Here is a 14236-nt window from a genome sequence, read left to right on the forward strand (position 1 = left end):
GTTAGAAAACATAGGATTGTTACTTTTAATAAAGCCGTTACTAAATGCGCCGCTTACATAGCTGCGGATAAATAAGCAATACTACAAAGCGCAAGATACAAATTAGCGAATCTTAATTCTGTTTGAAAAGAATGGGAACTTCAAATCGCCGGGTAAATGGAAGAATTTAGAAGGCTACTTTTACGATCATTCAAGATAAACTACGCGTAAGCGATATAATAATCAAATGTTTACTTATGAACTTTAGGAAACCTGTTAAAAAGATACACCATTAAATAACTCAGCGCAAACTCATTAACGCCTGTAATGCCATTACTCAACGGCATGAACAGAATTTACAAATAACCATAATCACTCGCCTGTTGCGGTAGTCCACGCCTGCTTTGATCTTATAAAAAGAGCTTAATAATAAAGAAACGGAGCAATTATCAGCTAATATTATATACAGATAACATGTACATCGCAAATTTTGTTATCTGTAAATTAGTTCACCATTAATTTACGGATACGGTTATTATTATAATCGGCAACAAAAATATTTTTAGCGGCATTAATAGCAATACCAACCGGACCCGAGAATAATGCGGTGGATTTTGATCCATCCAAAAAGCCTGAAGTATCTGCTTTACCGGCTAACCTATACAGTATGTTGGTACTGGTAATGGTTAATATACGACCGCTTTGATCGGTTATAAACAGGTTTCCTTGTGCATCTACCGCTATGCCCGCAGGTGTATTTAAAAGTGCCGATATAATGGAATTGCCTAATAAAGTGCTAACCACTCCCGCCGATGTTATTTTACGTATGGCAAAATTCCCCTGATCGGCCACATAAAGCGTACCTGTTGCATCAACTGCAACCGCTACCGGGCGCCTGAATGCCGCTGCTGTTCCTTCCGCGTTCAAATAATTGGCTGCTCCGTTACCGGCAAATGTAGTTACCACGCCTGCGGCTGTAATTTTACGAATCAGGTTGTTATTGCGGTCGGCTACATAAACATTACTTGCCGCGTCAACAGCAATACCCTGTGGTGCGCTAAAACTGGCTGCTGTGCCCGTCCCGTTCACTGCCCCTGAACTTCCGCTGCCGGCCAGTATTGTAGTAGTAGTTGGGGTAATCTTGTAAATGGCATTATTGCCCTGGTCGGCCACATACACGTTGCCTGCTGCATCAACAGCAATACCTTGCGGACTGTAAAATTTAGCTGTACTATTATTGCCACCCGAAAAACCTAACTCGCCGTTGCCGGCATAAGTGCTTACAACACCTGCAGCAGTAATTTTGCGAATCACGTGATTAAAAGAATCGGAAACATATAAATTGCCTGCTGCATCTGCTGCTACCCCCTGCGGGCTGTTAAACGATGCCGAAGTACCCGTGCCATTAACAAAACCGCCGTTGTTATTACCGGCGAAGGTAGATACGGTTACGGTAGTATCGGCCGTGGTGCTGCTGGTGATAAAAGTAACTACATTGCCATATCCGGTACCTGCCTCGTTTTGTACGTATGCCCTTAAATAATACCTGGTATTAGCGGTTAATCCTGTTAGTATGCTTTTGAAACCAGCGTTTGTGCCATCGCTGGTTTTAGAATCGGCAGTGGTTGGGGTTTGGTTGGTCGAACTCCAGCAAACTCCGGTAGCGGTAATGGTTAAACCTGTGCCCAGGTTGCTGATTATGCCGCCGCTTTGAGCTGTTACTGCTGTTAAGTTAGCAATTACAGGTATAGTTTCAATAGCCGGTATAACGGGCGTTACAGTTTCTGCATCTTTATTGCAGCCAACGGCTAAAATAGCCAGAGCTATAAAACCAATAAAAAGGTTATTTTTAAGCAAGGAAAAATTTTTCAATATCATACCAGTTAATTCGTCAATAATACACTTTTAATAACCGCAACACAGGGTTCAATTACTTATACGCTCAATATTCCGTTATTGCTACTCCTCTGTTACAAGATGCGTGCGTTCACAAAAATACTTATTATAACGCAGGTTAAAAACCGTAGCCTTAATTAAGCTGCTAATTACGCAACTCTTCAACAGTATTACAGTGTTGTAAGTGTTAAAAATTGTTAAGGTAGATTTTTAGGTAAATAGCTTTAAAAAAAACTAAGCGTTGCAATGCTTGTTTATTTACTGGAGGTTATACATAAATGAAATACTTATTATTCAAGGTGTTGCTTGTGTTAATAACGGCATTTACCGCAAGCGCACAAAAAAAAGTTGCCTTACCGCATGGTATGGTATATGGCAGCAAACCTACATTAGTAGCACTAATGCAGGCTTCTAAACTTGAGGCATTTATGGGTAAACGCACCCGCACAAGCGTAACTGTAAGTGGTAAAGTAATTAACGTTACTAAACCAAAAGGCGGCTGGTTTATATTAGACGCAGGAAATGGCCGTACCATAGCAGCACATTTTAAGAACTACAACATTAACTTGCCTAAAGAGCTTAAAGGCCGCGAGGTTATTATATCGGGTATTGCCTCCAAGCAGTTTATTGCCGATGACCAACAACAACTTGCCGGCGATACCGTAACCGGTAAAAAGCAGCATACCGTTAAAACTGATCCTAAGCAACGGTTAAACTTTGAAGTGGTAGGACTCATGGTGAATAAATAAACTGTTTTTACACCGAAAGTGTCCGGTTTTGTTCACTTAACTACAAAAAAAAGCCACGCTCATAAAGCGCAGCTCTATAAAATTATATTGGCCTGTATAGCTAAACGCCCTCGTTGTTCGGTGCAGGAGCAACAACTACCGGCTCATCCTCAATTACTACACCCATAGCGCAAAACTTCTCTATACGCTCATTTACTAATTCTTCAACGTTGCGGTCTTTAAGTCCTTTCAGGTCTTTAAGCAATTGCTTTTTCAAGATCACGGCCATAGCAACAGGGTCTTGATGGGCACCGCCAATAGGCTCCTTTATAATACCATCTATCAGTTTATTCTTAAACATTTCGGTTGAAGTGAGTTTAAGAACTTCGGCAGCACGTTCTTTATAATCCCAGGTACGCCATAAAATAGAGGAGCACGACTCCGGCGAAATAACCGAATACCAGGTGTGTTCCAACATGTACACTTTATCGCCAATACCAATACCTATTGCACCACCCGATGCGCCTTCGCCTATAATTACGCAAATAACCGGTACATTAAGCACAGACATTTCCATAATATTACGTGCAATAGCTTCGCCTTGGCCACGTTCCTCGGCTTCTAAACCAGGGAATGCACCGGGGGTATCTATCAGGGTAATAACGGGTTTGCCAAACTTTTCGGCCATTTTCATCAGGCGCAGGGCTTTGCGGTAACCTTCGGGGTTGGCCATACCAAAGTTACGGTATTGCCTGTCTTTTGTATTCCGCCCTTTTTGGTGGCCGATAAACATAGCGGTTTGTCCGCCTATTGATCCCCATCCGCCTATAATGGCCTTATCGTCTCCAAACGTGCGGTCGCCGTGCAGTTCAATAAAATCGTCGCACATCAGCTCAATATACTGTAAAGTATAAGGCCTGTCGGGGTGACGCGAGATCTGCACTTTTTGCCAGCCGCTAAGGTTAGTATAAACCTGCTTTTTAACTGCGTCAAACTTTTCTTGTAACTCGTTTAACGTGGCCGACATATCTACCTTGGTCTTTTCCTCTACCTGTTCTATCTTGTCGATCTGCTGCTGCAGATCGGCCAACGGCTTTTCAAAATCAAACGTAATCTTCATAATCCTGTGTAACGGGGCGCTAAGTTAACTAAATTGATTGTCAAAAGTGTAATTACGGTTTTTTCAGCATCCAAAACTGCGTTGTTTGTTGCGGGTTGAGTACATTGTAGGTGTTATAGCAAGCTAATAATACCGATGTACGGTATTCACCCTCGTATAAACCGTAGCGGTTGGCATAAAAGGTTATACTGCCCTCATCCACTGTTTGTGAACGAAAGAGGTCGTCCAACTTCTTTTCGTTCCTTAATACAGACTGGCCTATCTCTGTTTTTTTTAACTGCAGATAATCGCTGATGGTTCTGATCTTTTTTACCTGCTCTTTAGTTAGTTTTAATTCTTTTTGATAAAAAAGTACATCTGCCGGCATAGGATAACGGTTTAAGGTGGCGGGCAAGGCCATTTCTATGAGGGTTGGCCCTTTCTGATAATTGGCGTACTGCTTGAGCGTTAAGGTTTTAATAGGTGATGGCGCGGTAGCACTATCGGTTTGGCCCCTCGCCGTAAATACACCTGCTGATAGTAATATCATGGAAAGTAATATTTTATACATAGGCTTATAATCTTCTTTCAAAAGTGTTCATTTTTTTTTGATGATACACCTTATTAAGGTACAGATTTGAGGGCGGAGGGTTTTCAGTATTTGCAAAATAGCGAATAAACGACATCAATACTCAATGGTAACATTTGTATGACCCGCTAATCCATTCAATTAAATCGCCCTCTAATTTTTATAAAACAATAAAGATCATGAAAAAGAGCATTTTAATAATAGCATTATTTGCAGCGGTATTAGGCTCGTTGAGTAGCTGTATGACAACCCAGCACAGGCACGTAAGGCATGAATACCGAGGCCGTTACGATAAGCATCATGGCCCGTACAATAGTAACTACAACAGGTACCACCGTAACTAACAAACAACAAACCCGGGTTTTAACTGATCCCGGGTTTGTTGTTCTATAAACATCTTAATTAGGACCGGAACTGCAACTACCGCTTAAAACTACCGCCACTGTTTAAATACTGCAACTATTTCTCATCCGTAGCAACAGGCAAATCTCTGCGCGACCACTCACTCCATGAGCCAACGTATAATTTAGCTCCTGTTAAACCGGCTTGCTCCAGTGCCAGCAAGGTATGGCAAGCTGTAACACCCGATCCGCAATGCACTATTACCTGTTCAGGCTTAACATCGCCAAAAATTTCCTGGTATTGCTCTTTGAGTTCATTTGCGTTAAGGTAGCGGTTACCGGCACCTAAATTGGTTAGGTAAGGTACATTAATGGCTCCGGGTATATGTCCGGCTATTAAATCAATAGGTTCAGTTTGGCCCAGGTACCGTGGCTTTTCGCGTACGTCAATTACTATTTGGCCGCGGTTTTTTACAGCCCGGTCAACTTCGGTAATAGTAACGGTATTTGCATAATTTGCAGGTATTGGATATACTGCAGGTTGAAGCGGAGAATGAAACCCGGTAACCGGATAGATGCCGGCAATTACAGCGGCTTGCAAGCCGCCGTTAAGCACCTGTATTAGCGGGTGACCAATCGCTTTCATCATCCACCAAAAGCGGGCCGCGGGGTTGGCCGCGGCTTTATCATCGTACACAATTACATGCGTTTGAGGTGTAATACCCAGGCGACCTAATAAAGCGGCAAAATCTTTCAACTCTGGCAAAGGGTGGCGGCCTCCATTAGCTGCATCTTCGGGGTGGGCAGCTAAGTCTTCCAGGTCAACATACAAAGCACCTTCCAAATGGCCTTGCTCATAGTGTTCGCGGCTGTTTCCAAACCCACGGGTATCTATCAAGGTATAAGTGCTTTTATCTAACTGCTTTAGCTCCTCGGCTTCTATTAAGGGCAACATAGGATGGAAATTTATAAGTTAAATATAAGGATGATGTTTATGTTTTTTTTAAATATCCTTTCCAAATATGCTAATGTTAATTCATCATAGCCAGAATACTATCCACGTATTCCCGGTTATTGGCTAAACGGGGAACTTTGTGCTGACCGCCAAATTTGCCCCGCTGTTTCATCCAATTAACAAAAGTTCCTTCGGGTACGGTATGTACTTTAGGGCGTAGCAGGGCCATGTCTTTAAAACGCTTAGCGTCATAATCAGAATTTACTTTCCGCAGTGTTTCATCCAGCAGGTCAACAAAACGGTCAAACTCGGCCGGCTTACGGTCAAATTCAATAATCCATTCGTGACTGCCGCATTTACTATCGGTAAAGTAGATCGGTGCCGCGGTATAATCGCGTATGGTGGCTTCGGTTTGGCGGCAGGCTTCCTCTAAGGCACGTTCGGCATTATCAATAATGATCTCTTCGCCAAAGGCATTCATAAAATGCTTGGTACGGCCGGTTATCTGTATACGGAAAGGATCGAGCGAGGTGAAACGCACAGTATCGCCTATCATGTAACGCCATAAACCGGCATTGGTACTAATAATAAGCGCGTAGTTCTTACCAATTTCTACCTCATCGAGGGTAAGTGTATCTGGATTTTCATCGTGCAAATTTTCCAAAGGCAAAAATTCATACCAAATACCATAATCCAGCATCAATAGCATATCACCGGGTTCCTCACGGTCTTGTATCCCAAAAAAACCTTCACTCGCGTTATAGGTTTCCAGGTAGTACATATCGTTATTGGGGATCAGTTTTTTAAACTGTTCGCGGTAAGGCGTAAAACTAACGGCTCCATGAAAATACAGTTCCAGGTTAGGCCATACCTCCAGCAGGTTGTTTTTACCCGTAATTTCGAGGATACGCTTAAACAGTAAAATATTCCAGGTAGGCACACCGCTAATGCAGGTTACATTTACACTTTTGGTGGCATGCGCCATCTTCTCTATCTTTTCTTCAAAGTTTTCAAGCAGGGCAATGGTAAGATCGGGTGTGCGGTAAAACTCGGCCCACATGGGTAGGTTTTTCATGATTACGGCCGAAAGATCGCCAAAAAAGGTATCAGAGTTTAACTGCCCAACCTGGTGGCTGCCGCCTAATGTTAAGCCCTTACCGGTAAACAGCAGGGCATCAGGCCGGTTATTGCAGTAAATGGTCAGCATATCTTTACCACCTTTAAAGTGGCATTCTTCCAGTGATTCTTCGCTTACCGGAATAAATTTACTGCGGTCGCTGGTGGTACCCGATGATTTGGCAAACCAACGAATTTCTGATGGCCATAATACATTTTGCTCACCTTTGAGCATGCGCTCAATGTAAGGTTTTAGCGTATCGTAATTTTGGAGAGGAACGCGTTCCTTGAAATCGGCAATGGTTTTAATGCTCTTGTAATGGTGCTTTTTTCCCCATTCGGTATCTTCGGCATTGCTTATTAATTGGTTAAACCATTCGGCCTGAACATCATTGGGGTATTTCATAAAAAGCTCGATTTGGTGGATGCGCTTTTTCATGAGCCAGGTAACAACAGAGTTTAAAATGGTCATATATGGTGATGCCGAAAATAAACAAAAAGTTTTAATTCGTTTTTAAATTAATGATAATCGCAGATAGTGTTAATAAGTGTAAAAGCTCATTTATTAAACTATTAAGAAAATAAGCGTTAATAAAGCAGGGGAGATTTGCTGGTATGCCGTAATCGTACTATACGGATTTGTTCATTCAAAATTCGGTATGAAATGCGATAATGGTACTTTTCAAAAGCTCTCCAGCTACCATCATTGTCTTTTTTGAATTGATCTAAAGGGTGTTTTTCAGGATTTTTTGGCAAAGCGATTGTTAGATCTATCAATGTGTCTCTAACAATTTGCGCATTCTGCAACGAATCTAAAGCAATATATTCATAAGCTTTTTTAAGTTCGGCCTTTGCACTGTTGCTCCAAACTACTACCACTTATCTGATTCAGTTTTTAAATCAGTTGCAGTAATAAAATCACCCTGCTCAATTTCACTATCACCCTTTTCAAGATCATTATTGTATTGAGTTATGGTTTGTGGTTTCTCCGATGTTTGAAACCCAATATGCATTAATTTTAGAGACGTTATTAACCACTCCCGTTTTGAAGGGTCTTTTATTTTATCAAAATCGATGATGAGTTCCATTATACTAATTTACGCAAAACACTCTTTATATAACCAATCTTTAAATAAAAGTTTTCCGTTTCAGTACAAAGTTTGCCCCTAAGTAAACTTTACGTACCATCTCGTTAGCGGCCAATACTTCCGGTACGCCCGATTCCAGGATCTTTCCTTCAAACAGCAGGTAGGCACGGTCGGTAATAGACAAAGTTTCCTGTACGTTATGATCGGTGATCAGGATTCCAATGTTGCGGTGGCGGAGTTTGGCTACCATAGCCTGGATCTCTTCTACCGCAATGGGGTCAACGCCCGCAAAGGGTTCATCCAGCAAAATAAAATTAGGTTCGGCAGCCAGGGCACGGGCAATTTCGGTACGGCGGCGTTCACCACCCGAGAGCAGGTCGCCCCGGTTGCGGCGTACCTTATGTAAGCTAAACTCATCAATGAGCTCTTCCAGTTTATCTTTTTGCTGTGCTTTGGTCATGGTGCCCATTTCCAACACACCCTTAATATTGTCTTCTACGGTAAGCTTACGAAATACCGAAGCCTCCTGTGCCAGGTAACCAATACCCTTTTGGGCACGGCGGTACATGGCGTCGTTGGTTATTTCCTGATCGTCCAGGTAAATTTTACCTTCGTTAGGCTTAATCAAACCTACTATCATATAAAACGATGTGGTTTTACCGGCACCGTTAGGTCCAAGTAATCCTACAATTTCGCCCTGCGATACGTTGAAGCTAACATCGTTAACTACGGTGCGCTGCTTATATTTTTTGACCAGGTTATCGGCACGTAAATTCATTTTTGTGTGTGTTGCGGGGTGCGGGGTTTTTGGTTGCATGTAACTCTGCTCAAAGTTTAAGGAAGCTTCCCGCAACTCATAACCGGCCACTGGCAACTACATACCTAACACCGTATTCCTTTAATATTTAATTGTATAGAACGCTTATCGCGCCAAATGTTTTCTTCTATGGTGTAGCAAATATCAAAAGGCTTTCCCTGGCGAATCTGCTCAATGCACTCGCCCTGGTTAAAGGCAATGCAATCGAACAGAGGTGAGCCGTTTTGGCACACCGTCATTTTGATATGATTGCTGCCCACCATATTAATGCTACCATAAGTGGTTACCTGTTTACTGATAAACACCGGGCACATGTTTTCGGGCCCAAAAGGGCCAAATTGGGTGAGCACCCTAAAGAATTTAGGCGTAATGTGTGTTAACTGTAGTTCGGCATCTATCTGTATTTCCTGGGTAAGCTGCTGCTCGGTAATGGTGGCGCTTACCACTTCTTCAAAACGGTGGGTAAAAGCTTCTACCTGTTCGGGGCGCATGGTTAAACCTGCTGCATATTTGTGCCCGCCAAACTGGAGGAGCAAGTCACTGCAACCGCATAAAGCTTCGTATAAATCGAAACCCACTACAGATCTGGCCGAACCTGCCACATGGCCGTTAGAGCGGGTAAGCACAATGGTAGGCCGGTAGTATTTTTCGGTAAGGCGCGAGGCCACTATGCCTATCACGCCTTTGTGCCAGGTTTCGTTAAACACCACGGTCGATTTACGTTCCTGCATAATCACATCCGCCGCTATCATAGTCAGCGCCTCGTCGGTTATAGCCAGATCGTGCTCCTTGCGCTCGGTATTTTTAACGCTAATGAGCATCCCTTTTTCTTTGGCAAGGTCTATATCATCGGCCAGTAGTAACTCTACCGAATGTTTGGCATCATCTATTCGTCCGGCGGCATTGATGCGCGGACCAATGGTAAACACAATATCGGCAATAGAATAATTAGCAGTTTTGCCAGCTAATTCCATCAGCGTTTTAATGCCTGTGCTGGGCTCGGTATTCAACTTTAGTAAGCCGTGGCTTGCAAGGGTACGGTTTTCGCCGGTAATGTGTACAATATCGCAGGCTATGCTGGTTACCACCAGGTCGAGGTATTGAGTAATATTTTCAAACGGCATATTGTGCTTTTGAGCATAAGCTTGTATTAGTTTAAAGCCTATACCACAGCCCGAAAGTTCTTTGTAAGGATATTCGCAATCGGCACGTTTTGGGTCGAGCACGGCAACGGCATCGGGCAGTTCATCGCCTGGTGTGTGGTGGTCGCAAATGATGAAATCTATATGCTTCGTATTGGCGTAAGCTACCTTATCATTTGATTTTATGCCGCAGTCTAAAGCAATAATTAGCGTAAAGCCATTTTCGGCTGCATAGTCAATGCCTTGGGTAGATACGCCATAACCTTCTTGATAACGGTCGGGTATGTAGTATGCTAAATGATTATAAAGCTTGTTGAAAAAGCCATACACCACAGTAACGGCGGTAGTGCCATCTACATCGTAATCGCCATAAATGAGAATTTTTTCGCCGGCCTGCATAGCGATGTCAATGCGTTCAATGGCTTGTTCCATACCGGCCATTAAAAAAGGATCATGCAGGTGGCGGATATCGGGCCTGAAAAAGTGGCGGGCCCCTTCGTAAGTAGATATGCCGCGCTGCAACAGCAGGCTGCTCAATACCTCATCAATACCTAATTGGGCCGACAGCTCTTTTACCGCATTAATATCGGGGTTATGCTTTTGCGCCCACCGTTTTTGCATACTTTTGTGCTTTGAACCGTTAATAAGATTTGCCTGGTTTGTATAACCTGGCAAAGGTACATTTTGCATAACACCCGCACCCTATAAATATGGAAATTTTTGCATTAGGCGAAGGCTCATACTCGGTTGATTCTTCTAAACAGTTTGTACCCTTTAACCCTGATACCGACGATGCAAAAGACCGTAAGGGTTCGCTCTTTATTCATGTAAACCCGTTTTTGGTTAAAACCGAACGCGACCTAATTGTGCTGGACAGCGGCTTAGGTTATAAAGACGCTCAAGGCGAACTTTTATTGCATCAGCACATCAGGGAGGCTGGTTATGCGCCGGGCGAAGTAAGTTTGGTACTGCAATCTCACCTGCATTATGACCATACCGGCGGGCTGGTAGTTGAGCGCAACGGTAAACTGGAACCCAGCTTTCCGCAGGCTATACATGTAATACAAAAAGGGGAGTGGGATTATGGCATGTCGGGTAAATCGTCATCATACCGCATTCCTATCTTTGAAACGTTAGAAAAGATGGCTAAAATAGAATTTGTGGAAGGGGACGGTGAATTAAAGCCGGGTATCAGCTATCAACTATCGGGCGGGCATACGCAATATCACCAGGTGTTTTTACTGGAAGACGAAGGTACTAAATGCTTTTTTGGAGGCGATGAATTGCCCGAGCCAGAGCAACTGATAAGAAAGTTTGCCGCTAAGTATGATTATGACGGCCGCAAGGCTATGCTGTTACGTGACGAGTACGGACAAAAAGCGGCAACCGATAACTGGGTGTGCCTGTTTTATCATGCCAAATCAACCGCGGTTGGGTTGGTAAATTACAAGGACGAAACTTTTAACGTTTCGCCCTATACATTTTAAACGGTTTTTTCTACCGCAAATAGTTCTTTGATCTTATCTACGTTTAACGGTTTGGATATAAAATCTTTTACCAGGTCGTATGATTTGGCTTTGTTAATATCGTTACTGAAAACCGATGATGAGATTATAAAAATCTTGCATTTACCCAACGGATCGATATTCAGGCGTTTATACTCATCTAAAAACTCCCAGCCATTCATAATAGGCATGTTAATATCCAGCAAAATATAATCGGGCAAACTGTTGGAGTCTTTTTTCTGCAGTTCCAACAATTGGTTTATGGCGTAACTGCCGTCTAAACAGGCGGTAATCTCCGTATAGATCAAAGCTTTTTTAATTAGCTTAATCGATATGAAATTGTTAATCTCGTCGTCGTCAACAAGTAGTATGCTTATGGGTTTGGAGTCGCTCATTATCATATAATTTTTATACGGAATGTTATACCTAAATGTTTCACTCCTAAAAGTTTTAAGTAAAATAATTGCTACTGAACCTGATCAGAATTATTTACTAAGGTAGTAAATATGTAAAGTTAGCCCCGAGCTACCAAATATATTTTATTAAAACCAGTAGTTTGCCAGTCAGTAATCTTTAACGTATTATATATTAAGCTATTATATTACATGTAAAATAGCGTATAGTTTTCTCATAAAAAAAGGCATTGGATTTTCCAATACCTTTTTTTGAAGATAGTTAAAATGTTTATTTGTTAGCTACTAAAGTTATATTCAGAAGAAAATCGTTGTCAATTGCTTTATCGCCAATGCTTTCAAAAAAGCTTTTAGAACCGTAACGAATGTCGTACACGGTACGGTCAACTTTAACATCAGATGCAACAACGGTTAAAGTATTGCCGGCTAAAGTATAGGTAGCCGGGAATGTTATAGCTGCGGTTTTGCCTTTAATGGTTAGGTTACCGGTTACGTTAACTTTATTAGCACCTGCAGGGGCAATTTTAGTGGCTGTAAAAGTTGAAGTAGGAAATTTTTCGGTACCAAAAAAGTCATCAGATTTTAAGTGTCCCATTAATTTATCCTTACCGCCACCTTGCAGGTCGGTATTGTCCATACTGGTCATATCAATAGTAAATTTACCGCCGGTTGGTACTTTGCCGTTCACAATAACTTCGCCCGATGCTAATTTAATAGTGCCTGTGTGCTGGCCGGTAACTTTTTTACCTGTCCACTCAATTTTGCTTTTACCAGCATCAACTTTAAAGGTTGAAGGTGCCACCGGTTTAAATGCAACTAAGGCTACCGCAATAATTGCAACAAATAAGGTTGTTAATTTTTTCATGCTGTGTTTATGATTATGTTGTAAAGATATAGCAATAAATTAAATGTTTAAACATCTATTTTTTTCTTTGCTTTTTTATGACAAATTTGGTTTTAAGCGGTTAATAAAATATGAGTTGTATGAAAACATTATTATGGCTGCATATTACTATTTTTTGTTCAATATTCACCTATGCTCAAACAAATACACCCGCCCAATTATACCCAGGTTTATTTGATGCGGTGCAAATGCAGCAAATTTACCCCGATGGTAAAACCTTTGTAGATGCATCTCCTCGGCTGCAACCGGCTGTAATACTTAAAGCGTACCAACGATCAAAAGATAGCATAGGCTTCAGTTTAAAAGATTTTACGCATCAATACTTTACTACCCCTGCCCAAAGCAGTACCGTTTACCATAGCAATATACAAGCAGGCATCCATAAACATATTGACACTTTATGGACTGTTTTGCAACACGTGGCCGATACAGTAAAGGGCACATCGCTAATCCCGCTAAATTATGATTATATAGTACCAGGCGGTCGTTTTAGGGAAATATATTATTGGGATTCGTACTTCACCATGTTAGGGTTAGAGGAAAGCAAGCGCTTTACCCTGATAGAAAGCATGGTAAAAAATTTTGCTTACCTTATAGATACTTACGGACATATACCTAACGGTAACCGTACTTATTACATCAGCCGGTCGCAGCCGCCGTTTTTTGCGTTAATGGTGCAACTGCTTGCTAAGCATAAAGGAGCGAAAACACTAATTACCTACCGTCCGCAGTTAATTAAAGAATATAATTACTGGATGAATGGTGCCGCCAAGCTGAAAGCAGGTAGCGCTTTCGAACATTCCGTTCGTATGAGCGATGGTAGTTTATTAAACCGTTATTGGGATGCCAGTACGCAACCCAGGGAAGAGTCGTACCGGGAAGATGTACTGGCTGCCAAAGAAACCAAACAAAAGCTTGCCAATTTTTACCGCAACATACGCGCCGCGGCCGAATCGGGCTGGGATTTCAGTAGTCGCTGGATGACTGATGGTAAAACACTGCCTACCATACAAACCACCAGTTTAGTAGCGGTTGATTTAAATAGCCTGTTGTATAATTTGGAACGGGTGATTGCACGCTCGTACGAGCTAAGCGGTGATAAGGAACAAACCAATGCATACTTCGCCAAAGCCGCCAAAAGGAAAGCTGCCCTAATAAAATATTGCTGGGATAATAAAACCGGTTGCTTCCGCGATTATAACTGGCAACATAAAGCCACATCTTCCCAAATAAGTATTGCCACTGTTTTTCCGTTGTACTTTAATATGGCCACCAGTACGCAGGCGCACAAGGTAGCCATGTTAATTAGCCAAAAGTTTTTGCAGCCCGGAGGTGTGGCCACTACATTAAACAATACCGGCCAGCAATGGGATCAGCCCAATGGTTGGGCACCTTTGCAATATGTAACGGTAATGGGTTTGCGTAACTACAAACAAGATAGTTTAGCTAAATTGATTGCTCAACGCTGGATGAACCTGAATATTAGAGAGTTCAACAAATCAGGAAAGCTATCAGAAAAGTATGATATTCAACATGCTGATGCTAAAGCAGGTGGCGGGGAATACCCTTTACAGGATGGTTTTGGCTGGACGAACGGTGTGTTGCTGAAGCTGATGAATATATATAAGGAGTAGGCCGGTAATTATAGGGAGACACAAAGTATT

At 42.2% G+C, this 14236-nt stretch carries 15 protein-coding genes; 4 read left to right on the top strand and 11 right to left on the bottom strand.

Translation table 11 applies throughout. The features are described 5' to 3' along the window. Positions 1-483: 483 nt before the first annotated feature. Positions 484-1857: an NHL repeat-containing protein gene (locus ACFQ3S_RS13945; RefSeq protein ID WP_377165465.1), complete on the bottom strand. Its 1374-nt coding sequence runs from the start codon at positions 1855-1857 to the stop codon at positions 484-486. A 296-nt stretch (positions 1858-2153) separates the two neighbouring features. On the opposite strand from ACFQ3S_RS13945, the gene ACFQ3S_RS13950 reads away from it, so the two are divergent. After that, positions 2154-2624 (top strand): DUF4920 domain-containing protein, encoded by a 471-nt coding sequence (locus ACFQ3S_RS13950; RefSeq protein ID WP_377165467.1) that lies wholly within the window; start codon positions 2154-2156, stop codon positions 2622-2624. A 100-nt stretch (positions 2625-2724) separates the two neighbouring features. Here ACFQ3S_RS13950 and ACFQ3S_RS13955 read toward each other — a convergent pair whose 3' ends face one another. Together ACFQ3S_RS13955 and ACFQ3S_RS13960 are read right to left on the bottom strand one after the other, a co-directional pair. Further along, positions 2725-3723 carry an acetyl-CoA carboxylase carboxyltransferase subunit alpha gene (locus tag ACFQ3S_RS13955; protein ID WP_377165469.1) on the bottom strand — a complete coding sequence of 333 codons (999 nt, stop codon included), beginning with the start codon at positions 3721-3723 and terminating at the stop codon, positions 2725-2727. Between the two features lie 52 nt (positions 3724-3775). Beyond that, positions 3776-4273 carry a hypothetical protein gene (locus ACFQ3S_RS13960; RefSeq protein ID WP_377165471.1) on the bottom strand — a complete coding sequence of 166 codons (498 nt, stop codon included), beginning with the start codon at positions 4271-4273 and terminating at the stop codon, positions 3776-3778. A gap of 197 nt (positions 4274-4470) precedes the next feature. On the opposite strand from ACFQ3S_RS13960, the gene ACFQ3S_RS13965 reads away from it, so the two are divergent. Further along, positions 4471-4635 carry a hypothetical protein gene (locus tag ACFQ3S_RS13965; RefSeq protein ID WP_377165473.1) on the top strand — a complete coding sequence of 55 codons (165 nt, stop codon included), beginning with the start codon at positions 4471-4473 and terminating at the stop codon, positions 4633-4635. Positions 4636-4750: 115 nt separating this feature from the next. Here the strand turns inward: ACFQ3S_RS13965 and ACFQ3S_RS13970 are convergent, their stop codons facing one another. The 6 genes from ACFQ3S_RS13970 to recJ form a co-directional block, all read right to left on the bottom strand. Further along, positions 4751-5587, bottom strand: coding sequence for a sulfurtransferase (locus ACFQ3S_RS13970; protein WP_377165475.1), 837 nt, complete (start codon positions 5585-5587; stop codon positions 4751-4753). Between the two features lie 76 nt (positions 5588-5663). Continuing rightward, positions 5664-7175 (bottom strand): GH3 auxin-responsive promoter family protein, encoded by a 1512-nt coding sequence (locus ACFQ3S_RS13975; RefSeq protein WP_377165477.1) that lies wholly within the window; start codon positions 7173-7175, stop codon positions 5664-5666. A 116-nt stretch (positions 7176-7291) separates the two neighbouring features. Further along, on the bottom strand, positions 7292-7582 hold the full coding sequence (locus tag ACFQ3S_RS13980; RefSeq protein ID WP_377165479.1) for a type II toxin-antitoxin system RelE/ParE family toxin: 291 nt from the start codon (positions 7580-7582) through the stop codon (positions 7292-7294). After that, the gene (locus ACFQ3S_RS13985) at positions 7576-7791 is read right to left on the bottom strand and encodes a hypothetical protein (protein ID WP_377165481.1); all 216 of its coding nucleotides are present in this window, start codon (positions 7789-7791) and stop codon (positions 7576-7578) included. The genes ACFQ3S_RS13980 and ACFQ3S_RS13985 overlap by 7 nt, the downstream gene beginning before the upstream one ends. Positions 7792-7831: 40 nt before the next feature. Further along, positions 7832-8569 carry an LPS export ABC transporter ATP-binding protein gene (gene lptB, locus ACFQ3S_RS13990; protein WP_377165834.1) on the bottom strand — a complete coding sequence of 246 codons (738 nt, stop codon included), beginning with the start codon at positions 8567-8569 and terminating at the stop codon, positions 7832-7834. Positions 8570-8673: 104 nt separating this feature from the next. Next, the gene (gene recJ / locus ACFQ3S_RS13995; RefSeq protein ID WP_377165483.1) at positions 8674-10371 is read right to left on the bottom strand and encodes a single-stranded-DNA-specific exonuclease RecJ; all 1698 of its coding nucleotides are present in this window, start codon (positions 10369-10371) and stop codon (positions 8674-8676) included. Between the two features lie 89 nt (positions 10372-10460). Here recJ and ACFQ3S_RS14000 point away from each other — a divergent pair, with 89 nt between their 5' ends. Continuing rightward, a complete protein-coding gene (locus ACFQ3S_RS14000) occupies positions 10461-11237 on the top strand; it encodes an MBL fold metallo-hydrolase (protein ID WP_377165485.1) in 777 nt (258 codons plus the stop codon). On the opposite strand, the gene ACFQ3S_RS14005 is transcribed toward ACFQ3S_RS14000, so the two are convergent. Continuing rightward, the gene (locus ACFQ3S_RS14005) at positions 11234-11650 is read right to left on the bottom strand and encodes a response regulator (protein WP_377165487.1); all 417 of its coding nucleotides are present in this window, start codon (positions 11648-11650) and stop codon (positions 11234-11236) included. The genes ACFQ3S_RS14000 and ACFQ3S_RS14005 overlap by 4 nt on opposite strands. A 289-nt stretch (positions 11651-11939) precedes the next feature. Next, positions 11940-12533, bottom strand: coding sequence for a YceI family protein (locus ACFQ3S_RS14010; RefSeq protein WP_377165489.1), 594 nt, complete (start codon positions 12531-12533; stop codon positions 11940-11942). Between the two features lie 119 nt (positions 12534-12652). Between ACFQ3S_RS14010 and treF the strand changes: the two genes are divergently transcribed. Beyond that, on the top strand, positions 12653-14206 hold the full coding sequence (treF, locus tag ACFQ3S_RS14015; protein ID WP_377165491.1) for an alpha,alpha-trehalase TreF: 1554 nt from the start codon (positions 12653-12655) through the stop codon (positions 14204-14206). Positions 14207-14236 lie beyond the last annotated feature (30 nt).

The sequence above is a fragment of the Mucilaginibacter terrae genome (assembly GCF_042679325.1).
Classification (GTDB): domain Bacteria; phylum Bacteroidota; class Bacteroidia; order Sphingobacteriales; family Sphingobacteriaceae; genus Mucilaginibacter; species Mucilaginibacter terrae.